18 protein-coding genes and 2 tRNA genes are annotated in these 22,668 nt (G+C 68.7%); 8 read left to right on the top strand and 12 right to left on the bottom strand.

The window, feature by feature from the left end:
* Positions 1-224: 224 nt before the first annotated feature.
* The 5 genes from ABIB29_RS10425 (at position 225) to ABIB29_RS10405 (ending at position 3,830) form a co-directional block, all read left to right on the top strand.
* Positions 225-1,088, top strand: coding sequence for a winged helix-turn-helix domain-containing protein (locus tag ABIB29_RS10425; protein ID WP_354172495.1), 864 nt, complete (start codon positions 225-227; stop codon positions 1,086-1,088).
* 127 nt (positions 1,089-1,215) lie between these two features.
* A complete protein-coding gene (locus tag ABIB29_RS10420; RefSeq protein WP_307462216.1) occupies positions 1,216-1,419 on the top strand; it encodes a dodecin family protein in 204 nt (67 codons plus the stop codon).
* A gap of 55 nt (positions 1,420-1,474) precedes the next feature.
* Entirely contained in the window at positions 1,475-2,002 is a 528-nt protein-coding gene (locus ABIB29_RS10415) for a SixA phosphatase family protein (protein WP_354172493.1), read from the top strand.
* Positions 2,003-2,140: 138 nt separating this feature from the next.
* Positions 2,141-2,704 carry a hypothetical protein gene (locus ABIB29_RS10410; protein ID WP_354172491.1) on the top strand — a complete coding sequence of 188 codons (564 nt, stop codon included), beginning with the start codon at positions 2,141-2,143 and terminating at the stop codon, positions 2,702-2,704.
* A gap of 79 nt (positions 2,705-2,783) precedes the next feature.
* Positions 2,784-3,830 (top strand): EamA family transporter, encoded by a 1,047-nt coding sequence (locus ABIB29_RS10405; RefSeq protein WP_354172489.1) that lies wholly within the window; start codon positions 2,784-2,786, stop codon positions 3,828-3,830.
* Between the two features lie 579 nt (positions 3,831-4,409).
* On the opposite strand, the gene ABIB29_RS10400 is transcribed toward ABIB29_RS10405, so the two are convergent.
* The 4 genes from ABIB29_RS10400 to ABIB29_RS10385 form a co-directional block, all read right to left on the bottom strand.
* A complete protein-coding gene (locus ABIB29_RS10400) occupies positions 4,410-5,093 on the bottom strand; it encodes a TetR/AcrR family transcriptional regulator (protein ID WP_354172487.1) in 684 nt (227 codons plus the stop codon).
* Positions 5,090-7,138 carry a YhgE/Pip family protein gene (locus ABIB29_RS10395; RefSeq protein WP_354172485.1) on the bottom strand — a complete coding sequence of 683 codons (2,049 nt, stop codon included), beginning with the start codon at positions 7,136-7,138 and terminating at the stop codon, positions 5,090-5,092. The genes ABIB29_RS10400 and ABIB29_RS10395 overlap by 4 nt, the downstream gene beginning before the upstream one ends.
* Positions 7,135-7,866: an ABC transporter ATP-binding protein gene (locus ABIB29_RS10390; RefSeq protein ID WP_354172483.1), complete on the bottom strand. Its 732-nt coding sequence runs from the start codon at positions 7,864-7,866 to the stop codon at positions 7,135-7,137. The genes ABIB29_RS10395 and ABIB29_RS10390 overlap by 4 nt, the downstream gene beginning before the upstream one ends.
* A 182-nt stretch (positions 7,867-8,048) precedes the next feature.
* Entirely contained in the window at positions 8,049-9,506 is a 1,458-nt protein-coding gene (locus ABIB29_RS10385) for a dihydrolipoyl dehydrogenase family protein (protein WP_354172481.1), read from the bottom strand.
* A 183-nt stretch (positions 9,507-9,689) separates the two neighbouring features.
* On the opposite strand from ABIB29_RS10385, the gene ABIB29_RS10380 reads away from it, so the two are divergent.
* Positions 9,690-10,421 carry a FadR/GntR family transcriptional regulator gene (locus ABIB29_RS10380; protein WP_502915595.1) on the top strand — a complete coding sequence of 244 codons (732 nt, stop codon included), beginning with the start codon at positions 9,690-9,692 and terminating at the stop codon, positions 10,419-10,421.
* Positions 10,422-10,546: 125 nt separating this feature from the next.
* Here the strand turns inward: ABIB29_RS10380 and ABIB29_RS10375 are convergent.
* Positions 10,547-10,620: transfer RNA gene (locus ABIB29_RS10375), tRNA-Arg, on the bottom strand.
* A 275-nt stretch (positions 10,621-10,895) separates the two neighbouring features.
* Between ABIB29_RS10375 and ABIB29_RS10370 the strand changes: the two genes are divergently transcribed.
* Positions 10,896-12,728: a phosphoenolpyruvate carboxykinase (GTP) gene (locus tag ABIB29_RS10370; protein WP_354172477.1), complete on the top strand. Its 1,833-nt coding sequence runs from the start codon at positions 10,896-10,898 to the stop codon at positions 12,726-12,728.
* Between the two features lie 295 nt (positions 12,729-13,023).
* Here ABIB29_RS10370 and ABIB29_RS10365 read toward each other — a convergent pair whose 3' ends face one another.
* The 4 genes from ABIB29_RS10365 to ABIB29_RS10350 form a co-directional block, all read right to left on the bottom strand.
* Positions 13,024-14,184 (bottom strand): globin domain-containing protein, encoded by a 1,161-nt coding sequence (locus ABIB29_RS10365; RefSeq protein WP_354172475.1) that lies wholly within the window; start codon positions 14,182-14,184, stop codon positions 13,024-13,026.
* 190 nt (positions 14,185-14,374) lie between these two features.
* Positions 14,375-14,824, bottom strand: a complete 450-nt coding sequence (locus ABIB29_RS10360) for an RrF2 family transcriptional regulator (protein WP_354172474.1) — start codon at positions 14,822-14,824, stop codon at positions 14,375-14,377.
* A gap of 20 nt (positions 14,825-14,844) precedes the next feature.
* Entirely contained in the window at positions 14,845-15,330 is a 486-nt protein-coding gene (locus tag ABIB29_RS10355) for a hypothetical protein (protein WP_354172883.1), read from the bottom strand.
* A 43-nt stretch (positions 15,331-15,373) separates the two neighbouring features.
* Positions 15,374-16,792 carry a phosphomannomutase/phosphoglucomutase gene (locus ABIB29_RS10350; protein WP_354172472.1) on the bottom strand — a complete coding sequence of 473 codons (1,419 nt, stop codon included), beginning with the start codon at positions 16,790-16,792 and terminating at the stop codon, positions 15,374-15,376.
* Between the two features lie 152 nt (positions 16,793-16,944).
* On the opposite strand from ABIB29_RS10350, the gene ABIB29_RS10345 reads away from it, so the two are divergent.
* Complete coding sequence (locus ABIB29_RS10345; protein ID WP_354172470.1) at positions 16,945-19,158, top strand: RecQ family ATP-dependent DNA helicase; 2,214 nt, start codon at positions 16,945-16,947, stop codon at positions 19,156-19,158.
* Here the strand turns inward: ABIB29_RS10345 and ABIB29_RS10340 are convergent.
* The 3 genes from ABIB29_RS10340 to ABIB29_RS10330 all read right to left on the bottom strand — a co-directional run bounded on the left by ABIB29_RS10340 (position 19,103) and on the right by ABIB29_RS10330 (position 22,494).
* Entirely contained in the window at positions 19,103-20,578 is a 1,476-nt protein-coding gene (locus ABIB29_RS10340; RefSeq protein ID WP_354172469.1) for an MFS transporter, read from the bottom strand. The two genes, ABIB29_RS10345 and ABIB29_RS10340, sit on opposite strands and share 56 nt — an antisense overlap.
* A 24-nt stretch (positions 20,579-20,602) precedes the next feature.
* The gene (locus ABIB29_RS10335) at positions 20,603-22,258 is read right to left on the bottom strand and encodes a phytoene desaturase family protein (protein ID WP_354172467.1); all 1,656 of its coding nucleotides are present in this window, start codon (positions 22,256-22,258) and stop codon (positions 20,603-20,605) included.
* Positions 22,259-22,406: 148 nt separating this feature from the next.
* Positions 22,407-22,494: transfer RNA gene (locus ABIB29_RS10330), tRNA-Ser, on the bottom strand.
* Positions 22,495-22,668: the final 174 nt, after the last annotated feature.

Genomic DNA, 22,668 nt, shown 5'->3' with positions numbered 1-22,668 from the left:
TTGTGAACAAGAACTCAACAGCACCTGCAGCCGCAGTTTTTTGGATCAGCACACCCGCTGGTACCGAGAAGCACTGTTGTCGAATGCACGCCTAACTTTTACACCCCAAAGGTTTCTAGGCATTCGCCCCCAGCCCAGCGTCGGGCGCCCTCCCCAGTTTTCATTGCGGGGAAAAGTAGCATTCGAGCCGCGATGACGGCCATTCACATTGAGGTAAGCAATCCATGTCAGTTGCATCCGGATACGTCCACATCTCCGTCCGTAACGCCAGCAAGGCCGGCCAGGCCTCCGGTATCCGCCAGGGCTTCGGCGGCCGGGCATCATTCGCCCCTGCCGGATCCGGTAACAGCTTCCCCGCCCCGGGCTTTGCCCCGCAGGGGTATAATCCCAACTCCTACGGACAGCTCCGCGCTGTTCCGCCGGCGCCCGTCACGGCCCCGACTCCTGTAATTGCTCCGGGCGACGGCAGCCCCATCCGTCCGGTGCCAAACGACAACGTGGCCCGCGGTTTCGTCCTCTACATGGGGATCGACGAGGAAACCGCCGCGGCGGCCGGCACGTCCATTGCCAAGCTTGCCCAGGAAATCCGGGCCTACGCCCAGTCGCTCGTCTCCGGCGCCGAAAGCTACGCTGCCGTCGCCGTCGCCCCGGCCAGCGCCCCGGGCTCCGCGCTGGACGTGGTCCGTTCCACCTTCGGTGACCCCACCGTGGGCGCCCGGCAGCGCGCCGAGACCGCCCGCCTGCAGCAGCCGCAGGAACCGCGCCCTTCCGGTGTGCTGATCGACCTTGCCCGCCGCGAGGTGGCGCTTGACGGCGAATCCCTGAACCTTACGTTCAAGGAGTTCGAACTCCTCAACTACCTCGTCGAGAACGGCACCCGCACCGTGGGCCGCGATGAGCTGCTCGAGGGCCTGTGGCGCAATGCCGAAGAGGTTCCCAACGAGCGGACCATCGACGTGCACATCCGCCGCCTGCGCTCCAAGCTCGGGCGCCTCGCGAACACCGTGCGTACGGTTCGCGGCCAGGGCTACCGATTCTACGAGCACCCCGAAGTTGTGGTCTGGGCCGCCCCGGAATACTCGATCTAGCTGCTGATCCACGCAAAGCGTCCGTCCCTCACCCGGGGCGGGCGCTTTTGCGTTTTCCGTGGGCTCTGTTGTGTTCCGGGGGTGCGGCGTAGGGTTTGAGCGTTGGACCGACTATTGGGAGGAAGGCATGTCTGTTGCACGGATTACTACCCTGAGTGCGAACTCCAAGACCTCGTTTGATGCCGCCATCAAAGAGGGCATCGACCGGGCGAACAAGACCCTGCGCAATGTCACGGGGGCGTGGGTGAAGGAACAGAAGGTTGAAATCAGCGACGGCGCAGTCGTGGCCTGGCACGTGGTGCTGGAAGTGACCTTCGTCCTGGACGACTGAACGGCCGCTGGTGGGATGCGTGCTCGTGGATCAGCCGCCGCATTAGGATTGGTCCATGAGCGCGCATCACATCAAACGGCTGGTGATCATGCGGCATGCCAAATCCGACTGGCCCGGCGGCGTCGCGGATCACGACCGGCCGCTCGAAGAGCGTGGCCACCGCGATGCCCCGCAGGCCGGAAAATGGCTGGTGAAGCATGGCGTGGTCCCCGATTTCATCCTCTGCTCCAGCGCCCTGCGCACACGGCAGACGTGCACCTGGGTGTGCAGTGAACTCGGCGACAAAGCCCCGACGCCGAAACTCGAGGACGGGCTCTACGCGGCTTCGGCGAAGCGGATGCTGACAGTGATCAACCACGTCCCGGATACCGTCACCACCCTCATGTTGATCTCTCACATGCCCGGGGTGCAGGACCTCGCCATGCACCTTGCGTCCCGCGATTCCGACCACGACGCCTACATGGACGCCGCCACGCGGTACCCCACGAGCGCGCTGACCGTCATGGAGACGGAGAAGTCCTGGGCCGAACTCGATGGCCAGGACGCGCGGCTCACGCACTTCAAGGTTCCCCGGGGAAAATAGCACCCCTGGGCTCACCAACGCCCCGGCACGGCGCGCCCCGCCCGATAGCCGAATGCATAGTCATGCAGGCGATTCTGCGGTTTACTGATGCTGTTTACTCGTGGACTTATGGCGATCGAGAGAAAAGGTGGAATTATCGTGGATTCAGGACAGCTCATAGGGCTCATCATCGGCGTCGTTGTGGTGATCGCGATCGTCGTCGTGGCAACCATGCTCAGCCGCAAGCGCAAGGCGGAAGCGAACCGCCACAAGGCAGTAGAAATGCGCGAACAGGCCAAGACCGAAGAAATCGGTGCCAGGGAGCGCGAGGCAAAGGCTGCCCGGGCTGAGGCCGACGCCCAACAGGCAGAAGTCGAGGCCGAGCGACTGCGGGAGGAAGCCCGCGCACGGCAGCATGAGGCCGAGAAGGTCCGCGCCGGCGCGCAGGACCAGCTGCGGAAGGCTGACGAACTGGACCCTGATGTGGTCACCAGCAAACGTGACGCCCAGAGCCGGGACCAGCAGCCCCGGGAAACCGCCGACACCGAAGAGCTGCGCCGGGACCGCAGTGCCCGGAACCCTTCCGCCGCCGAGCAGACCTCCACCCCGGGCGGAACCCCCAGCGGCAGCCAGGTCCCCGGGAGCCAGGTTCCCCCGGAGCAGGCATCCCATGAACAGGCCCGCACCGACGAACCCCGCGGGGACAATCCCCGGAACCTCTAACCATCCGCCCACCACATAATCTCCGGCGCGCAGGCCCGATCCGGCCACGGCGTCCGGCCGGAACCGGCATAGTGGCAGGGTGAACCCTCGTCATTCCGCCCTGGCCCTGCTCGTTGCTGTGCTGTGGGGCGTCAACTTCGTCGCGATCGACCTTGGTCTGCACCCGGACGGGGCGGAGATGCCGCCGCTGCTGTTTGTGGCGATGCGGTTCACCCTCGTGGTCTTTCCCTGCATCTTCTTCATCCGCAAGCCGGAGGTGAGCTGGAAGGCGATCATCGGCGTCGGGCTGCTGATGAGCGCCGGCCAGTTCGGCCTCCTGTACCTGGCCATGGCCCTGGGCATGCCCGCGGGCCTGGCCTCACTGGTCCTGCAGGCGCAGGTGCTGCTGACCGTGCTCCTGGCCGCCGGCTTCCTAGGCGAGCGGCCGAGCCGGCTGCAGTTCGCCGGTGTGGTGCTGGGTGTGGCCGGGCTCGCCGTTGTGGCCGTCGGCCGCAGCCTGGTTGCACCGGTTCTCCCTCTGATGATCGTGCTCGCCGCGGCGCTGTCCTGGGCCGCCGGCAACATCGTTGCCCGCAAAGCGAAGGCGGCGTCCGGACTGGGACTCGTGGTGTGGTCAGGGGCCGTGGTGCCGCTGCCGCTGCTGGGACTGTCCCTGCTGGTGGACGGGCCGGGGGCGGTGTCGCAGGCCCTGCTGGAAGTCCAGCCCGTCACCCTGCTGAGCGCCCTCTATACGGCGGTCTTCGGGTCCCTCGTGGGCTACGGCATCTGGAACAGGCTGCTGGGGCTGTATCCGTCCTCCGCTGTTGTGCCGTTCACCCTGCTGGTTCCGGTGGTCGGGATGACGACGGCGTGGCTCGTCCTGAGCGAGGTGCCGACCCCCGCCGAGGTGACGGGCGGGCTCCTGCTGCTTGCCGGGGTGGCGACAGCGGTGCTGCGCCCCGGGAATTTTCGGCGGCGGGATCCGCGACAGCGCGCTCAGCGGCGGGTCGACGTCCGTGCCGGGGGACGCGCGGATGTGGCGGCGGACTTGGCGCCGGACTTGGCCGCGGCGGTGCCCCCGGCGGAGGAGGCCGGCCGCTTGAGTCCGGAGGACGCGGCCCGCGGGGCGCGGACCCGGGCCGACTGAGCGTTGGCCGGTTGAGCCTTGGTTCCCGCCGCGGACCTGGACGCCGGACGCGGGGTGGCGGTCCTGGGAGGTGTTCGCCGGGCGGCTGCCGGCCGGGATGCCTTGCCCTTCCCGCCCGACGCCGGACGGCGCCGCGGGGCAGGGCCGGCGGCGCGCGGACGCCGGTCCCTGCCTGGCAGGACCGTTCCGGCCACCAACAGCAGCAGGGTGGCCGCGCCCGCGGCAGCAGCGAGGTAGAAGTACAGGTCGGGATGTTCGGAAACCACCCGGGCTGACATCGCGTCCGGATCGGCGTTGAACGCCAGTCCCCACTGCCGCAGGAACGCGATGCTGAAGGCAATAAACAGGATGCTCCCGATCCCGCTGGCGGCCAGGGTCCGGTGCCGGCGGCGGATAATCACCTCGGAGACGCACGCCGCGTAGGCTGCCGCGCAGGCCGCCAGGAACCACAGGAATACTGTCTCGTGCAGGGTGATACCGGCCAGGGCCAAGAGCGCCAGCGCCGCGAGAAACGCACCGATGGCAATCTTGCCGCTGTTACCCATGTGACGCATGTAAACAATCATCCCCGAGCGGGGGCTACTTCACGACGTAGCCGCGCATGGTTGCCATAATCGCTGTGACGCTTTGCTCGCGGGTCCGCTCCGGGTTGTAGGTCTGCCGGTCCAGACCCACCACGAAGCAGGCCCCGAAGATGGCCGTCTCCAGGCTGCCCCGGGACACCGCCGCATCCACAGTGTGGACGTTGGCCACTGCGTCAATCGCGGCTCCAATCACGACGAGCAACCGCAAGCGGAGCTCGGTGAAAGTGTCCTGCCATTCGCTGTGGGTCCGCCAGTTCTCGCTGACCCACAGCCGGGCGAAGGACGGGTACTCGTCCATGAAGTCGATGGCCTGCCCGATCATTTCGTCCATCGCCACGAGCGGGTCCGCCGAATCGTCCCTGACGCTCAGCAGCCGTGACTGGAGGATGTCCACCCCGTGGTGCAGCAGCTGGGCGATCAGGTCCGACTTGCTGCCGAAGTTGTAGTACACCGTGCCCTTGGAGACGCCGGCCGCCGCCGCGATCTCGTCGACGGTCACCCCCGCCACGCCGCGCTCGCCAATCAGGTCCATCGAGGCCTCGAACAGCTTCTGCTTGGTCGCGTTTGTGCGGGCCGGCCGGAGCTTCTTCGGGGTTTCCGGGGGAGCCGCCGCGGCAGTTTCCCCGGCAGTTTCCACGCGTGTGGCGGGAACTGTGCTGCTGTCCTTGCGGCTGCTCATACGGTGATCTCCGGTTTCAGGGTCTTCAGGGTCCAGAACTTGTGCCTCCGGACGGCCAGCGTGGACAGGGCTGTCCCCAGCAAAGTGTAGCCAAGCAGCCCGAGCATCGTGGGCAGGATGACAGCCAGGTCAGCGCCGTAGATCAGGTGCCGCATGCCGTTAACCACGTACCCCATCGGCAGGAGCTGGTGCACCACGTGCAGCGGTTGCGGCGTGGTCTGCCAGGGGAAGGTGCCGCCCGAGGAGACCAGCTGCAGTACCAGCAGGATGAGCACCACGAGTTTGCCGGGGGAGCCGAGCAGCGCGACGACGCCCTGGATGATGGCGCTGAACGCCATCGCGGCAGCCAGCATCAGGAACCACATCAGCCAGGGGTGGGCAGGGCTGAGGCCCAGCCCCACATCGACCACGAGGGTGAGCAGGCTCGCCTGGACGGCCGAGACGGCCAGGAACGGAAGCCAGCCGCCGACGGCGATTTTCCATGCCGGGGCGTTCGACGCCAGCGCCCGCTGGGTGACGGGCCGCATCGCCTGGATCAGCATAAAGACGCCGATCCACAGGGCAAGGGTGAGGAAGAACGGTGCGAGGCCCGCGCCGTAGGAGCCGGCCCTGGCCTGCGAGACGTTGCTGACAGCGACCGGATCCGCCATCACCTTGGCGAGGCTGTTCTTCTGGGTGTCGTTGGGGTTGGGGACCTGGCCGGCGCCCTTGGCGAGTTCGGCCGCGAGGGTCCCGGCGCCGTCGGAGGCCGTGGCCGCCCCGCTTTCCAGCCGGGCCGCGCCGTCGTCGAGTTTTTGTGCGCCTTCGGAGAGTTTCCCGGCACCGTCCAGTGCGCTTTGCTGCCCGGCCGCCAGGGTGGCGGCACCGCCGGCCAGCTGGTCCGCGCCGGTGGACGCCTGGGTGATGGCGCCGCCGAGGGCGGGCGTGGCGTCCGCCAGCTTGGCCGCGCCCGCACTGACGGCAGCGGACCCGTCCGCCAGCTGCTGGATCTGGCCCGCCGCGGACTTGAGGGCAGCCGCCGGACCCGCGGACGAGGGCGGTGCCGGGTTCGCGTCGAAGTCCGCCAGAATAGCGTCCGCCTGGTCCGGGGTGATGGTCCCGGCGGCGACGAGCCTGCTGTTGGACGCGACCACGCGGCTGCGTTGTGCCTGCGCGGACGCCTGTTCAGAGGCCGCCAGCTGGCCGGTGAGGCCCTGCACCTTGGTATTGAGTGCGCCGTTGCCGGCCGCCACCTGGGCGGCGCCGTTCGCCAGCGCCCGGGAGTCGGCAGGCAGTGTGGCCGTCTTGTCCTGGAGCTGGGAGAGCCCGCCGCTGAGCTGGGCGGCCCCCGAACTGAGACTGTTGGCGCCGTCCCGGAGTTTGACCTGGCCCGCATAGAGTTCGGCGGTGCCGTTCTTGAGCTCTCCCGTGCCCTGGTGGAGGGTGACGGTTCCGTCGTGGACGCTGGCGACGCCGTCGGCGAGTTGCCCGGCGCCGTCGGATGCCTTGAGCATTTGGGAGTGGATGGTCCCGAATCCGGTGAGGAGCTGGTTGGCCGTTTCCTCTCCGACTTCGGTGGCCACCGTGGTGTGCACGGCGGTGGTGAGCTTGTCCACGATGGTGCTCAGCAGATAGTTGTTGGCGTCGTTCGTGGTGACGTTGAGCATGGCCTGGTTGGCGGCGTCGAAGCTGCCGGGGGAAACCAGATTGGCGGAGAAGTCCTCGGGGATCTTCAGGGCGAAGGCGTACTTGCCCGTGCTCACACCCTGGTCCGCTTCCTCCGTCCCGGAGACCGCCTGCCAGTTGAAGACATGCCCGTCCGCGAGGCTCTCGGCGACCTTTCGGCCGGCCTCGAGCCGGGTGCCGTCGGACGAGTCGGCGCCGGTGTCCTCCACGACGAGGGCGGCATCGATCTGGTTCAGCTTCCCGTAGGGATCCCAGTTGGCGTAGAGGTATACGGCGCCATAGAGCAGGGGCACCATGGTCAGCGCCAGGATGGTCAGCTTGGGCAGCAGGCCGCCGGTCATGCGCTTGAGTTCGGAGCGGGCCAGCCGCAGTACAGTCACAGTGCGTCCTCTTTTTCGGGTGTGCTGGATGCTTCTTTTTCGGGTGTGCTGGATGCTTCCAGGGGTTCGGGGGCAGGGCCGGCTTCGGCGGGGTAGTCCGCGTTGCCGATGGCAGCGGCCGGGCCGGTCCAGCCCGCCGGGATGCGCATCACGGTGGCGACGACGGCGAGCGGGCGCCCGGCGTCGTAGGCCAGTTCCTGCAACCGCGGCAGCCAATCGCCCGGCTCGCCGTGACGGTCCGGGGAGTCCACCACCAGCAGATCCGTGTGCGGGTTCGCTAGGGCAAGGGCCGTGAGAAGCTCGATCCGCCGGGCGGCCGGAAGCTGTTCGGTCCACAGCCCGGCGATGTCCTCGAAGCGGTTGACCTTCAGCCAGGGCTTGCTGAGCAGCGAACCCCGGTAACGGCGCGGGACCAGGGCCAGGTCCTCGGTGACGAGGTCGCGGACGCTGAGGTGCTGCTCGGGTTCGTTCACCCCGGGGGCGTCCACAACGGCGCTCGCCTGCCGCAGGGCCTTGATCCTGCGGCTTCCGTCCCACGCTGCACCGTCCAGCTCCAAGTGGCCGCCGGAGGGTTTGAGCCGTCCGCTCAGCGCAAGGGCCAGGGCGGTGCGCTGGTCCTGGCGGTTGCCGGAGACCAATAGGAGCTCGCCGCGCCGGACCTCAAGGGAGGTGGCCGGCAGCAGTTCGTCCCGTCTGCCGTTGACGGAGAGCTGTTGCACGTGGAGCAAGGGGAGCCTTTCGCAGAATGATGTCTACGACAAGGCTAACTAAACTGACCGGTCAGTTCAAATAAAAAGGAGTGCGTGTGATGAAACAGACGGGACCGCTCCGCCTGCGGCCGGTTCCGCCGAGGTGAGACTTGGCGCCGATGTTTTGGACGAACATCGGCGCGAAGTCTCACCTCGGCCGCTCAGAGCCCGTACTCCTCGAGCAGCCGCAGCCACACCTCGCTGATCGTGGGGTAGGACGGCACGGCGTGCCAGAGCCGGTCCAGCGGGACCTCGCCGACGACGGCGATCGTGGCGGCGTGCAGCAGCTCGGCCACATCCGGGCCGGCAAAAGTGGCGCCCAGCAGTACCTTTCGGTCCTCATCGACGACCAGCTGCGCCCAGCCTTCGTATCGTTCGGCGTGCAGCGAGGATCCGGCCACCTGGATGGGCAGTTCCACGGAGGACACGCTGAAGCCGTCCCGTTCCGCCTGCCGCACGGTCCGCCCCACATTGGCCAGTTCCGGGTCGGTGAACACGACGTTGGGCACCGCGTGGTCGTCGGCGGTCCGGGCGTAACGGCTCCACGGGGCGGCCTCGCCGCTGAGCTCGCCCTTGGCCCGTGCGGCGATGGCGTCGCCCGTGGCGCGCGCCCCGTACTTGCCCTGGTGGGTCAGCATGACCTTCCCGGCGGCGTCGCCCGCGGCGTACAGCCACGGCTCGGCGTCGTTCCCGGCGCCGCCCGACACCAGGCCGGTGGCGTCGGTGCTGAGCCGCAGTTCCCCGCCGTCCTCGGCGGCGAGTCCGACGCTCTCCAGGCCGATCCCTTCGAGGGCGGGATGCCGTCCGGTGGTGACCAGGAGTTTGTCCGCCGTCACCGTGCTGCCGCCCTCCAGCTCGAGGGTGAGGGAGCCGTCGTCGTTCTCGCGGACGCTGCTGGTTCCGGTGTGGAGGTGGAGGCGGACGCCGTCCGCCCGCAGCCCGGCGGCGACCAGCGTGGCCGCCTCCTCCGGGAAAGCCCCCAGCAGGCTGCCGCGGGCCACAAGGGTCACCGAGGCGCCCAGCCGGGCGAAGGCCTGGGCGAGTTCGGTGCCGGCGACGCCGCCGCCCAGGACTGCCAGCCGCTCCGGGATCTCGCGCGCGGAGGTCGCCTCCCGTGTGGTCCAGTAGTCCACGTCGGACAAACCTTCGAGCGGTGGCATCGTGGGCGAGGAGCCGGTGGCCACCACGACGGCGTGCCGTGCCGTGAGCGCGTAGCTGTTGCCATCCAGTCCGGCGACGTTAACCTTCCGGGTGTCCGTGATCCAGCCGTGGCCGCGGATGAGCTCTATCCCGGTGTCCTGGACCCACTTGACCTGGCCGTCGTCCTGCCAGTTGGACGTAAAGTAGTCGCGGCGTTTCAGGACCGCGGCTGCGTCCAGGGTCCGGGTCACGGCCTCTGCGGCGCCGGGCACGGTCTGGGCGCCGTGAAGTGCGGTGCCGGGGCGCAGCAGCGCCTTGGAGGGCATGCAGGCCCAGTAGGAACACTCGCCGCCCACCAGTTCCGCCTCGATCAGCACCGCGGTCAGGCCTCCCTGCACGACGCGCTCCGCCACGTTTTCACCCACGGCGCCGGCGCCGATCACAATGACATCAAATTCCCGAGCAAGCTGTGCCGTCATGGCAGAAGCCTACGCCCGGCGCCGGGCTGCAGGCGTTGACCAACACCCTTTGCAGGACGTGGGACCACCGCTACTGTGGGAGACACAGTTGGGGGAGGCAGGGCCATGACGGAAGGCAGCGTAACCGCCGGCGGCGCGGGCCGGGCGGGCGGCAAGGTAGCGGCCGGCCGGGGCCCAGCGGGCGTGACGGGAGGCGGACCCAAGCCGCCGGCAAGGTTCAGCGCTCAGGCCAGGCTGCGGGCCTTGCAGGCGGACATCATGGAACTGATCCTGGAACGTGAGCTGGACGCCGGGGATCCGCTGCCGACCGAGAATGAACTCTCCGCCGCGCTGGGCGTTGGCCGGAACACCCTGCGGGAGTCACTGAAGGTACTCCAGGCCCTGGGCGTGATTGAAATCCGCCACGGCTTCGGCATGTTCGTGGCGCCCAGCAATTTTGACGCCCTGGCCGACGGACTCACGTTCCGGGGCCGGTTGTCGCTGCGGCATCACGGGCAGGAGGCCCTGCAGCTGGTGGACATCCGGCAGGCGCTGGAGGCCGGGCTGATTGCGGCCGCCATGGACCTGATGACCCCGGCGCACCTGGTGGCCGTCGAGGAATCCGTGCTCCGGATGGAGGCGCTGGCCGGCGGCGGTGCGAACTTCGTCGAAGCGGACGCCGAATTTCACCGCCGGCTGTTCGAACCACTCAACAACGAGCTGCTGGTCAGTCTGCTCGGCGTCTTCTGGCAGGTGTACCGGCGGCTGCACGTGGAGCTGGGCGGGGCCGAGGCGGTCGATCTCCGGGAAGCTGCTGCCCTGCACCGGGGGATCTACGAGGCCGTCTCCACCGGGGACAAGGCGCTCGCGGCGCGGCGGCTCAACGGCCACTTCGACGGCATCCGGCTCCGGATCAGCCAGGCTGTCGCCCCGTAGCGGCGCGGCGTGGGTCGCAGGGCCAGTGCCCCGCGGGGCCACATCCCGCCGTCGGGCGTTGGACGAGCCGTCGGGCGTTAAACAAAAGATCCGCACCGGCGGACCGGAGCGGATCTTTTTCTCTGTGCGCCCAAAGGGATTCGAACCCCTGACCTTCTGTTCCGTAGACAGACGCTCTATCCAGCTGAGCTATGGGCGCATTCTCAGTTCTTGGAACTTCTCGCTCCCCGAACCTCGAATTACTTTACGCGAGGAGGGGCCGTAGTGACAAATCGAAACGGGTGTAATCTACCCGACTAGACCGGTCTACGTGACCTTGGTCACTAAATTTGGTCATTTCGTACTGTCGTTTCCTTGCATTTCCGCGGTTTTTGATTTCCGGGCCACCGGACATCCCACATCCAGGCCCGATTTCAGGGGGTGATCTAGCCCTACATTTAGGAAACACGACTGAACCCGAGGAAGGGAACCGTAATGGGAGATTTGGCGCGACTGCCGTTGCTTGAAAAAGCACCCACCACACATGCCGGCCTGCTGGCATGGGTTGAAGAGGTAGCTGAACTGACCCAGCCGGACCGGATCCACTGGGTAGACGGCTCCGAAGAAGAGAACACCCGGCTCACGGACGAGCTCGTCGCGGCGGGCACCCTGACCCGCCTGAACGAGAAGCTGTTCCCCAAATCTTTCGCGGCATTCTCCGACCCCGCCGATGTGGCCCGCGTCGAGGAGCAGACCTTCATCTGCTCCGAGAAAGAACGCGATGCCGGCTTCACCAACAACTGGATGGCTCCGGCGGAGATGAAGGAGAAGCTGCGCGGGCTGTTCCGCGGCTCCATGCGCGGCCGCACCATGTACGTCATCCCGTTCGTCATGGGCCACCTTGACGCTGAGGACCCCAAGTTTGGCGTGGAGATCACGGACAGCGCCTACGTTGTCGCCTCCATGCGCATCATGGCCACGATCGGCACCGAGGTCCTGGACAAGATCACTGCCACCAACGCCTTCTTCGTCCCCGCACTGCACTCCCTGGGCGCGCCACTGGCCCCTGGCCAGGCCGACGTCGCCTGGCCCTGCAACCCGGACAAGTGGATCGTGCACTTCCCCGAAGAGCGCTCCATCTGGTCCTTCGGCTCCGGCTACGGCGGCAACGCCCTGCTGGGCAAGAAGTGCTACGCCCTGCGCATCGCGTCCGTGATGGCCCGCGACGAAGGCTGGCTCGCGGAGCACATGCTCATTCTCAAGCTGACCTCGCCGGAGCAGAAGAACTACTACATCTCTGCTGCCTTCCCGTCGGCCTGCGGCAAAACCAACCTCGCCCTGCTGGATCCGAGCATCGAGGGCTGGAAGGTCGAAACCCTCGGCGACGACATCACCTGGATGCGGATCGGCAAGGAAGGCGAACTGCGCGCCACCAACCCGGAGGCCGGCCTATTCGGTGTAGCCCCGGGCACCGGCTGGGGCACCAACCCCAACGCCATGCGCGCCATTGCCAAGGGCCACAGCATCTTCACCAACGTTGCCCTCACGGACGACGGCGGCGTCTGGTGGGAGGGCATGACCAACGACGTTCCGGCGCACCTGACCGACTGGCAGGGCAACTCCTGGACTCCTGATTCGGACCAGCCCGCAGCCCACCCGAACTCCCGCTTCTGCACCCCGATCTCGCAGGTCGACATGCTGGCCGAGGAGTACTTCAGCCCGGACGGCGTGGAGCTCTCCGCGATCCTCTTCGGCGGCCGCCGCAAGACCACGGTTCCGTTGGTCACCCAGGCCCGCAGCTGGACCAACGGCATCTTCATGGGCTCCACGCTCTCCTCCGAGACCACGGCTGCCGCTGCCGGCCAGGTCGGCGTGCTGCGGCGCGACCCGATGGCCATGCTGCCGTTCATCGGTTACGACGCGGGCGACTACCTGAAGCACTGGATCAGTGTCTCCGGCAAGGCCAACCCGGAACGCCTGCCGCACATCTTCCTGGTCAACTGGTTCCGGCGCACGGCCGACGGCGACTTCGCCTGGCCCGGCTTCGGCGACAACGCACGCGTCCTCAAGTGGGCCATCGAGCGCATCGAGGGCAAGGCGGACGCCGTCGAGACCCCCATCGGCTTCGTGCCGGCCGGTCACTCGCTGGACCTCGCCGGCCTGGACCTGACGCACGCCCACGTGGAAGACGCCGTCCGCGTGGACCGCGAGGAGTGGGATACCGAGCTCGCCTCGATCGAGGAGTGGTACGCCAAGTTCGGCGACTCACTGCCCGACGCCCTGCGCTCAGAGCTCGAAGGCCTGAAGGAACGCATGGCAGCGCACTAGCAGACGCGAGATCCGACGACGGCGGCCCCGCACCTTAGGAAAGGTGCGCGGCCGCCGTCGTGCTTTCCCGTCGTGCTTCCTGCACGGATTCAAGAGGCCACCATTCGCCGGGACCGTCGCCTCATCCATCCGCAAAGTCCAGTTATGACCCGGGTAACCTTCTGCGCTGCGGCCACGCGATCACCGGTGTGCCGTCCGCGGCCTCACCCTCCCGTCGTGAACGGGGGCGTAGCAGCGCAACACGACGACGGCGGCCCCGCACCGTGTGGAAGGTGCGGGGCCGCCGTCGAGTAACCTAGCTGGCGAGCCAGATGTCCGGGCCGAAGACCTCGTAGTGGATCTTCGTGGCCGGGATGCCGGCATTGATGGCCTCATTGCGGATGCTCTTCATGAACGGCAGCGGGCCGCACAGGTACAGCGAGGCGTTGGCCGGCAGGTCCACTTCACGCAGGGACATGAAGCCCTCCTTGGTTCCCGCGACCGGCCGCTCGAGCCAGAGCTGGAGGTCGGCACCGTCGAGGCGCTCGACGTCGTCCGTCATCTGGGAGCGCAGCGCCCAGGACTCCAGATCACTTTCCGCGTGCAGGACCAGGACCTGGCGGTCCGAGCCGGAGTCCGCGAGGGAGCGCAGGATCGAGGCGGTCGGGGTGCAGCCAATGCCGGCGGAAGCCAGGACGACGGGGCCGTCGCCGTCCTTGAGCGTGATCTCGCCGTAGGGGTTGGAAATCTCGAGGATGTCGCCCACCTGGACGGTGTCGTGCAGCACGGGGGAGACTTCGCCGCCGTCGTCCTTCTTGGTGGTGAAGCTGCGGCTCGTGCCGGCGTCGCCGGAGAGCGAGTACTGGCGGACCTGGCGCAGGCCGTCCGGGAGGGTGACCTTGACGCTGACGTACTGGCCCGGCAGGGCGGGGGTGATGGGGGTATCGTCGGCCGGTTCCAGGGTGAAGGTGATTGAACCCGTGCCGGCGGGGGTCTTGGCGGCGACCTTCCAGGGGCTCCACATCGTGCCGTTGGCCTGTGCGGCGTAGAGGCCCTTTTCGAGCTTGATCAGCGCATCCGCCATCAGCCAGTAGACCTCGGTCCAGGCTTCGGCGATTTCCGGGGTGATGACCTCGGCCAGGTCTTCGGCGATGGCGGCAAAGAGGTGCTCGTAGACCACCTGGTACTGCGGTTCGGTGATGCCGAGGGAGGCGTGGCGGTGGGCGATGCGGGCGAGTACGGTCTCGGGCAGGGTGCCGGGATTGTTGACCAGGTGGGTGGCGAAAGCGGCGATGCTGCCGGCCAGGGCCTGCTGCTGGTTGCCGTTGCGCTGGTTCGATCGGCTGAAGAGCCCGTCCAGCAGTTCCGGGTGCGCCGCGAAGAGGCGGGCGTAGAACTTGGGGGTGATTTCGCCGATCCGGGAACCGACCAGCGGGAGGGTGGCCTCGATGACGGGGAAGGACTTGTCCGAGAGCATGTTGACTCCTGAGATAGTGGCCCGGGGTCTTCAACCGGACCGTCGATAATACCTGCATTTGAAATACAAGTATTTATGCATCAGTTCTACATGGCGTAGAAAATATCTCCAAATCGGGGGGACTCCCGGGCGTGGCGGGCAGGGTCTGGCAGCTTGGGCGAAGCCCTCCGGCTTCGGCTTCGGCTTCGGCTCAGAGGCCGGGACGCAGGCCGATCGCCTGGAACACCGGCGCCATCTGCCGGGAGGTCGGCAGGGATGCGACGATAATGTCGTCCAGTTCGCGGTAGAAAGCCTCACGGGCCCGGGAGAGGGCGCCGCGGAGGCGGCATTCGTTGATCAGCGGACATGCCACGCCGGCCGCGACGCAGTCGGCCGGGTCCGTGCGGGTGTCCAGCCGGCGCAGCAGCTGGCCCACGGTGGCGACGCGTCCGGCGCTGCTGAGCCGGGAGCCGCCGTGCCGGCCGCGTTCGACGTCGATCATTCCCAGTTCACGTAGCTTCGCCATCGCCTTGCTGACGTGGTTGTACGGGGTCGCGACGGCGTCGGCGATGCTCTGGGTGGTGAGGAGTGCACCGTCGGGGGCGGCTGCGAGCACCATCATGGCGCGCAGGCTTACATCCGCGAAGGCGTTGATCTTCATAACACCAGTTTACCGGCGGTCTAGTCCACCCAGACGCCGGGCTCGTTCGAATCCGCGGAGAGCTCGCCGAATTCCAGCTCGTGGGTCGCGGGGTTGGCGGCGTAGGGCAGCACCGCGGCGAAGAGGGAGCCGTCCCGGTGCTCCGCGGCCACGTGGATCGCGTCCGAGGCCTCCTCCAGCAGGGTGATGTCACACACGACGGCGGCGGCGCGGAACTCGTCCCGGTGCTGGCGCAGCAGTTCGGTCAGGTCGCTGATCATCGAGTCCGCGTCGAAGTCCGCGTCCGTTCCCTCGGCCGCGTCGGCGGGAGTGACGGCAACCAGCCGGACCTCGCCGTCGTTTTCGACCACCAGGGCGAACGGCAGGAACCCGCCGTTGCGCTCAAGCTGTTCCTGGGCGGCGCCGACTCCGGTGCCGAGCAGGTTCTCCAGATCGATGGCACTGGCTTCCGGCACGCTGCTGCGCCACGATTCCGTCCCGGCGGGGTTCGCCGTAGAGGTCTCGATTGCGGGGTCCGTGACGGGATTCGCTGGCCGCTCCGACACGGTTCTAGCCCCGGACCAGTGCCAGGACACGGTCGCGGACACGCTCCATGGTGGCACGGTCCGTGGCCTCGACGTTCAGGCGGAGGAACGGCTCGGTGTTGGAGGGCCGCAGGTTGAACCAGTAGCTGCCGTCCGTGGCGATGAAGGTGCTGCCGTCCAGGTAGTCCACCTCGACGTCCTCGGAGTGGAAATCGTGACGGACCCGTTCCACGGCGCCGGCCTTGTCCTCGATTTCCGAGTTGATCTCGCCGGAGGACATGTACGGCTCGTATTCGCGGCCGAGCTCGGACAGCGGGCCGTCCTGTTCGCCCAGGGCGGCCAGGACGTGCATCGCGGCGAGCATGCCGGTGTCTGCGTTCCAGAAGTCGCGGAAGTAGAAATGGGCGGAGTGTTCGCCGCCGAAGATGGCACCCTCCGCGGCCATGACAGCCTTGATGAAGGAGTGGCCCACGCGGGTGCGCACGGCCCTGCCGCCGTGGCGTTCCACCAGTTCCGGGACCGCACGGGAGGTCAGCAGGTTGTGGATGACGGTGGGGTTGGCCTCGCCGAGGCCCTGCGCGCGGCCAATCTCGCGGCGGGCCACCATGCCGGTGATCGCGGACGGCGAGACGGGGTCGCCCTTTTCGTCGATGACGAAGCAGCGGTCGGCGTCGCCGTCGAACGCCAGTCCGATGTCCGCGCCGTGTTCGACGACGGCGGCCTGCAGGTCGCGCAGGTTCTCCGGTTCCAGCGGGTTGGCGGGGTGGTTCGGGAAGGAACCGTCCAGCTCGAAGTAGAGCGGAATGATCTCGAGGGGAAGCTTGGGCAGCAGGGTGTCGCCGAGCACGGCGGGGGTGGTCAGGCCGGCCATGCCGTTGCCGGCGTCAACGACGACCTTCAGCGGACGGGAGCCGCGGAGGTCCACGAGGCTGCGGAGGTACTCGGAGTAACCCTTCAGCACGTCGTGCACGCCGATCAGGCCGCGGACGGGGGCGGCGGGGATGGCACCGGAGTTAAGGTATTCCTCGGCGCGGGCCTGGATTTCCTTGAGCCCGGATTCGGAGGAGATCGGCTCGGCACCGGCCTTGGCCATCTTGATGCCGTTGTACTCTGCGGGGTTGTGGCTGGCGGTGAAAGTGGCGCCGGCCGCATTGAGCGAGCCGCAGGCGTAGTAGAGCTCATCGGTGGAGATGAGGTCGAGGAGCTGGACGTTGGCGCCGCGCCGGGCGGCGCCGTCGGCAAAGGCCTTGCTGAACTCGGGGGAGGACGGGCGCATGTCGCCGCCGACCAGCACCGTTTTGCCCTCCAGCTGCAGGACGTCGACGAATGCCGCGCCCACCGCCTCGACGATCTCGGCGGTGATCGACTCGCCGACGATGCCGCGCACGTCGTAGGCCTTGAAGGAGGCCGAGAGGTCAAAAGTCTTTGTCTGGTCCATAGTCACGCGTCTTATCTTACGTTGACGGCCGAACCGTGCTGTGGAGGAGTGATCGTGTGGTCTTCCTGCCGCCGGAGAGCGGTCGGGTCCGCTGTGATTGTCCACATAGCGGCGCCCCCGGCGTCGCGGCTGTCGGAGGGGGCTGGGATACTGAAGCAATGGCCAATAACCAGAACGCTGCAGTCCTTTCCGCTTCCGCTGCCCCCGCTGGAGGGGCCGGTTCCGCCGGTTCCGCCGGGGGAGCCGGGACCCGGGAGCAGGCCCAGGAAGTGCTGCGCGAGCTGGTCGGGCACCCGGCCGCGGAGTTCCATGACGGCCAGTTTGAGGCCATCGAGGCCCTCGTCGACGGCGGCCGGCGGGCTCTCGTTGTGCAGCGCACCGGCTGGGGAAAGTCGGCGGTGTACTTTGTCTCGTCCCTGCTGCTCCGGCGCCGCGGCGCCGGGCCCACCCTGATCGTCTCCCCGCTGCTGGCCCTCATGCGTGACCAGGTGGCCGCCGCGGCGCGGGCCGGGGTCCGGGCCGTGGCCATCAACTCCGCCAACCAGCTGGAATGGGACACCGTCCGCGAGCAGCTCGCGGCGGATGAGGTCGATGTCCTGCTGGTCTCGCCTGAGCGGCTCACCAATCCCTCCTTCCGGGAGAACCAGCTCCCTGAGCTGATCCGCCGCACCGGACTGCTGGTCATCGATGAGGCCCACTGCATCTCGGACTGGGGCCACGACTTCCGCCCCGACTACCGGCGCATCGCGGACCTGATCACCCAGCTGCCGGAGTCGGTGCCCGTGCTGGCCACCACTGCCACCGCCAACTCCCGGGTGGTCCACGACATCGAGGAGCAGCTGGGCACCGGTGTGTTGACCATCCGCGGCGCCCTGGGCCGGGAATCGCTGCGGCTCGGCGTACTGAGCCTGCCGGACTCCCGCGACCGGCTCGGCTGGCTGCTCACCCACCTGTTGGACCTGCCCGGCAGCGGGATCATTTACACCCTGACGGTCTCCGCCGCCGAGGACACCGCACGGCTCCTCGCCGAAGCCGGGCACGAGGTGCTGGCCTACACCGGACGCACCGACCCGGCCGACCGGGAACGCGCCGAGCAACTCCTGAAGGACAACCAGGTCAAGGCCCTTGTGGCCACCTCGGCGCTCGGCATGGGCTTCGACAAGCCGGATCTCGGGTTTGTGGTGCACCTGGGGGCGCCGTCCTCGCCCGTGGCCTACTACCAGCAGGTCGGCCGTGCCGGCCGTGGAGCCGCCAACGCCGACGTGCTGCTGCTGCCCGGGTCCGAGGACCGGGACATCTGGCAGTACTTCGCCACCGCGTCCATGCCGTCGGAGGAGAAGGCCGGTGCCGTGCTGAGCGCCCTCGCCGAAGCGGGGACCGCCGTGTCCACGGTCGCGCTGGAGGCGCGCGTGGATCTGCGCCGGACGCCGCTGGAGCTGCTGCTGAAGGTCCTGGCGGTCGACGGCGCCGTGGAGCGGGTGGGCGGCGGCTGGCGTTCCACCGGCCAGCCGTGGACCTACGACGCCGAGCGGTACAGCCGGATCGCGGAGGCCCGGGTGGACGAGCAGGACTCCATGGTCATCTACCAGGACACCGCCGGCTGCCGGATGGAATACATCACCTCGGTCCTCGACGACGAGACCGCCCGCGCCTGCGGCCGCTGCGACAACTGCGCCGGACAATGGTTCCCGGCGGACATTGCCGCCGCGGCCACCGAAGCCGCGGGCCAGACGCTGAGCCGGGCCGGTGTCCCGCTGGAACCCCGGCTGCAGTGGCCCAGCGGCATGGACCGCCTGGGCGTGCCCGTGAAGGGCAAGATCAAGCCCGAGGAAAGCGTCGCCGGCGGCCGTGCGCTGGCGCGGCTCACTGACCTGGGCTGGGGCGGCGCCCTGCGCGAAGCCTTCGCCGCCGGCGCCCCCGACCGGACCGTGGACCCCGGCATGCTGCAGGCCTGCGTCCAGGTGCTGCGCGAGTGGGGCGCCGGCGACGCCCGCACGCCCGGCTGGAGCGGGGCAGGACGGCCCGCCGCCATCATCAGCGTCCCGTCCCGCGGCAAGCCTGCCCTGGTGGACTCGCTGGCCCGGGGCATCTCGGAGATCGGCCGGATTCCCTACCTGGGGCAGCTGCAGCTTGAACACGGCGGACCGACCGGCGGGCGCGGCGGCAACAGCGCCTACCGGCTTGCCGGGGTCTGGGACCGGCTCGTGGTGGGGCCGGAACTGGAAGCGGCCCTGGCCGGAATCCAGGGCCAGAGCGTGATGCTGATCGATGATCTGGTCGACAGCCGCTGGACCGTGACCGTCGCCGGCCGGGCCCTCAGGCTCGCGGGCGCCGGCGCCGTGCTGCCGCTGGTGCTGGGCCAGGCCGGCTGACCTCGGCGCCGGCGTGGCGGGGCAGCGTCAGGCTGTCCAGGGTGCTCAGGAGCATGACCACGGCAAGCGCCAGGAACGCGGACCGGTACGGTGCCACCGGATCCCCGCCGGCCGCCCCCGCCCCGCCCAGCAGCGGGCCGCCGGCCTCGTAAACCCGGATCAGCAGGGCCCCGATGGCGATCCCGGCCGCCGTCGCGAGCTGCACCAGGGTGGCGGAGACGGCATTGGCGGATGGCAGCTGGGCCGGAACGACGTCGGCGTACTGTACCGAGGCGTAGGCCGAGAAACCGATGGACCGGAAGGCTCCGCTGGCCACGAGCAACGCGAAGATCAGCGGCTCCGGGGTGCCGGCGTCGAGCAGGGCGCACAGCGCAAAGGTCGCCGCCGAGGCCAGCGACGCGAAGACCAGCACCGGCTTGAAGCCGAAGCGCCGGATGAGCGGGGTCGTGGCGGGCTTGATCCCGATATTGCCCACGAACACTGCCGCGACGAGGACCCCGGCGCGCAGCGGATCCCAGCCGAAGCCGATCTGGAACATCAGCGGCAGCAGGAAGGGCACGGCGCTGATGGTCAGGCGGTAGACGAACCCGCCGGTCGCCGTGGCGCGGAACGTCCGGGCGGAAAAAACCCCGAGGTCGAACAAGGGGGAGCGGGCCCGCCGCATCCACCAGACAGCCGTGACCAGGAACAGCAGCCCGGCGGTGATGCTGATGGCTGCCAGGCCGCCGGATTCGCGGCCGCCGGCCAGCTCCAGCCCCACCACGACGGACCCCACGCCCAGGGTCGTGAGGGCCAGCCCCGGCCAGTCCAGGCGCCGTGTCCGGTCACCCGCGGTGCCCGGGATCAGCCGCAGCGCCGCGAGGAACGCCGCGAGTCCCAGCGGGAGATTGATCAGGAAGATCCAGTGCCAGGACAGGAACGTGGTGAGCGCGCCTCCCACCAGCGGGGCGAGGACCGGCGCCAGCAGTCCGGGCCAGACCAGGTAGGCCGTGGCGCGGAGCAGGTCCTTCTTGGCCGTTCCGCGGAGCACCACCAGGGTGCCCACGGGGACCATCATGGCGCCGCCCGCGCCCTGCAGCACCCGGCTCAGTGTCAGCATGGTCAGGTCCTGGCTGAGCGCGCACAACAGTGAGGCCGCCGTGAACGTCGCAATGGCGAGGCAGAACACCCGCCGTGCCCCGAGGCGTTCGGCCAGCCAGCCGCTGAGCGGGATCCCCATCGCCACCGTCAACAGGTACGCGGTCATGGTGATGCTGACGTCCGCCGAGGGGACCGAGAAGTCCGCCGCGATGCTGGGGATCGCGGTGACCAGGACGGTGCCGTCCAGGAACTCCATAAAAAACGTCGCCGCGACGAGCAGGGCCAGGCGTGGGCTCCACTGGTCCGCCGGCGTGCCGGCGGGCGGCGGAGGCTTATTCATGCACGGACCACTGCGGCGCCCGGCTTAGCCCTGCGTGGCACGGGCGGATCCCGACGGCCCGGATACCAGTGGCCCGGACTCCAGCACTGCCATGGCCGCGTTGTGCCCGCCGATGGCGCTGACGGCACCGCCGCGCCGGGCCCCGGAGCCGCAGAGCAGGAGCTGCGGGTCATCCGTCGCGACGCCCCAGCGCTGCGCCGGGGTGTCCCGCGGTGCGTTGTCCTCGACGAAGGGCCAGTCGAGGCCCCCGTGGAAGATGTTGCCCCGCGGCATGCCGACCGCGCGTTCAATGTCCAGGGTGGTTTTGGTTTCGATGCAGGGCTGCCCGTCCGGGCCGGCCAGCAGCAGCTCCTCGATGGGTTCGGCCAGGACCGAGTTCAGGGACTTCAGGACCGCGGCCTGCAGTTCCGCCCGGCGCTGGTCATTGTTCTCCGCAGTGATCAGCCGGTCCGGGACGTGCAGGCCGAACACGGTGAGGGTCTGCGCTCCGGAGGCCTGCAGCTCCGGGGACAGGATGCTGGGGTCCGTGAGGGAATGGCAGTAGATCTCGCAGGGCAGCGGGTCCGGGATGGTTCCGGCCGCGGCGGCGAGGTAGGCGGCGTCGAGCTGCGACCAGGTCTCGTTGATGTGGAATGTCCCGCCGAAGGCAGCCCCCGGGCTGGCCTTCGGATCCAGCAACCGGGGGAGCCGTTTCAGCAGCAGGTTCACCTTGACCTGGGCGCCCTCCCGGAGATGGTTCGGGTTCTGGGTTGTGTTCGGGGCGGTGCCGTCGGAAGCCCTTGAGTTCCTGAGCCGGTCCAGCACCACCGGAGCCACATTGGCGAGGACCCAGGACGCGGTGGCCGTCTGCTCTGCTCCGTTGTGCCGGTAGCTGACCGCGCCGCCCGGGCCGACGGCGGTGACCTCAGCGGACGTCAGGATGGTCGCCCCGGCCTCACGGGCGGAGCGTTCCAGTTCCCCGGACACCGCGCCCATCCCGCCGACGGGTACGTCCCAGTCGCCGGTCCCGCCGCCGATCAGGTGGTACAGGAAACAGATGTTCTGCTGCAGATCCTCGTCACCGGCCCGGGCAAAGGTTCCGATCAGGGCGTCCGTCAGCACCACGCCGCGGACCAGGTTGTGCTGGAGCGACCGGGCGATGCTGTCCCCGAGGGGCCGTTCGACCATGGCCTCCCACGCCTCCGCCGCCCCGGCACCGGCCGCGAGGGCCCTCGCCTCGGAGCGGGTCGGCAGCGGCGAGGTCATGGTGGGCCAGAGCGCCTCGGTGAGCCGGCGGCAGCCGGCGTAAAACTCGGTGAAGGCGTGGAATTCGGCGGCCGGGGCGCCGACGGCGGCAAAGGACGCCGCCGTCGCCTCTGCGTCCCCGTTGTCGACCAGCAGGGCGTTCCTGCCGTCGTGCGGGTCGGGGGTGTAGGACGAATACCGGCGCCGTGCCAGCCGGATGCGCAGCCCTAGGTCGTCGATGACCTGCTGCGGGAGCAGGCTCACGAGGTAGGAGTACCGCGAGAGGCGCGCGTCGACGCCGTCGAACGCCTGGGCGGACACCGCGGCACCGCCGGGGTGCTCCAGCTTTTCCAGCAGCAGGACCTTCCGGCCCGCTTTGGACAGATATGCGGCCGCGGCCAGGCCGTTGTGGCCGCCGCCTACGATGATCGCGTCAAACGCGTCGTTGCTCGACATGGGTTTATCCTGCCATTCGGGCCGCCGGCACGGCGCCCGGTGTCCGGCACCCGGACCTACTGTGGCGCCTGTCCCGCTGCTGCCGCCCGGCCCGCCGAACGGAGCCCGGGTACGCAAAAGGCCCCGGTCCAGGGACCGGGGCCAAACGCGGAGACGGGGGGATTTGAACCCCCGGTGGAGTTGTGCCCCACACTTCATTAGCAGTGAAGCCCATTCGGCCGCTCTGGCACGTCTCCAATTGCTATTAACTAGCCAACCAAGGATACGCAGAAGGGGCCATGCAGTGCAAAACGAGCCACGCGGGGTGGCATTTGGGCCCACCCCGGGCCCGGGGTGGGGGCCCAAGGGCCCCCCCGGGGGGATGCCGGGGGGGGGCCCCGGGGCGGGGCGCCCGCCCCCCCCGGGCCCCC

This window comes from Arthrobacter sp. UYEF36, from assembly GCF_040547025.1.
GTDB lineage: Bacteria > Actinomycetota > Actinomycetes > Actinomycetales > Micrococcaceae > Arthrobacter.
This window is presented reverse-complemented; position numbering and strand designations above follow the sequence as displayed.

What these genes read in the sequence shown, in the direction of transcription:
- ABIB29_RS10400 (WP_354172487.1), bottom strand. Translation starts at nt 5,093, where the DNA reads ATGAGCAGCCGCAAGGACAGCAGCACAGTTCCCGCCACACGCGTGGAA.
- ABIB29_RS10335 (WP_354172467.1), bottom strand. Translation starts at nt 22,258, where the DNA reads ATGTCGAGCAACGACGCGTTTGACGCGATCATCGTAGGCGGCGGCCAC.
- ABIB29_RS10420 (WP_307462216.1), top strand. Translation starts at nt 1,216, where the DNA reads ATGTCTGTTGCACGGATTACTACCCTGAGTGCGAACTCCAAGACCTCG.
- ABIB29_RS10425 (WP_354172495.1), top strand. Translation starts at nt 225, where the DNA reads ATGTCAGTTGCATCCGGATACGTCCACATCTCCGTCCGTAACGCCAGC.
- ABIB29_RS10415 (WP_354172493.1), top strand. Translation starts at nt 1,475, where the DNA reads ATGAGCGCGCATCACATCAAACGGCTGGTGATCATGCGGCATGCCAAA.
- ABIB29_RS10370 (WP_354172477.1), top strand. Translation starts at nt 10,896, where the DNA reads ATGGGAGATTTGGCGCGACTGCCGTTGCTTGAAAAAGCACCCACCACA.
- ABIB29_RS10385 (WP_354172481.1), bottom strand. Translation starts at nt 9,506, where the DNA reads ATGACGGCACAGCTTGCTCGGGAATTTGATGTCATTGTGATCGGCGCC.
- ABIB29_RS10360 (WP_354172474.1), bottom strand. Translation starts at nt 14,824, where the DNA reads ATGAAGATCAACGCCTTCGCGGATGTAAGCCTGCGCGCCATGATGGTG.
- ABIB29_RS10345 (WP_354172470.1), top strand. Translation starts at nt 16,945, where the DNA reads ATGGCCAATAACCAGAACGCTGCAGTCCTTTCCGCTTCCGCTGCCCCC.
- ABIB29_RS10340 (WP_354172469.1), bottom strand. Translation starts at nt 20,578, where the DNA reads ATGAATAAGCCTCCGCCGCCCGCCGGCACGCCGGCGGACCAGTGGAGC.
- ABIB29_RS10365 (WP_354172475.1), bottom strand. Translation starts at nt 14,184, where the DNA reads ATGCTCTCGGACAAGTCCTTCCCCGTCATCGAGGCCACCCTCCCGCTG.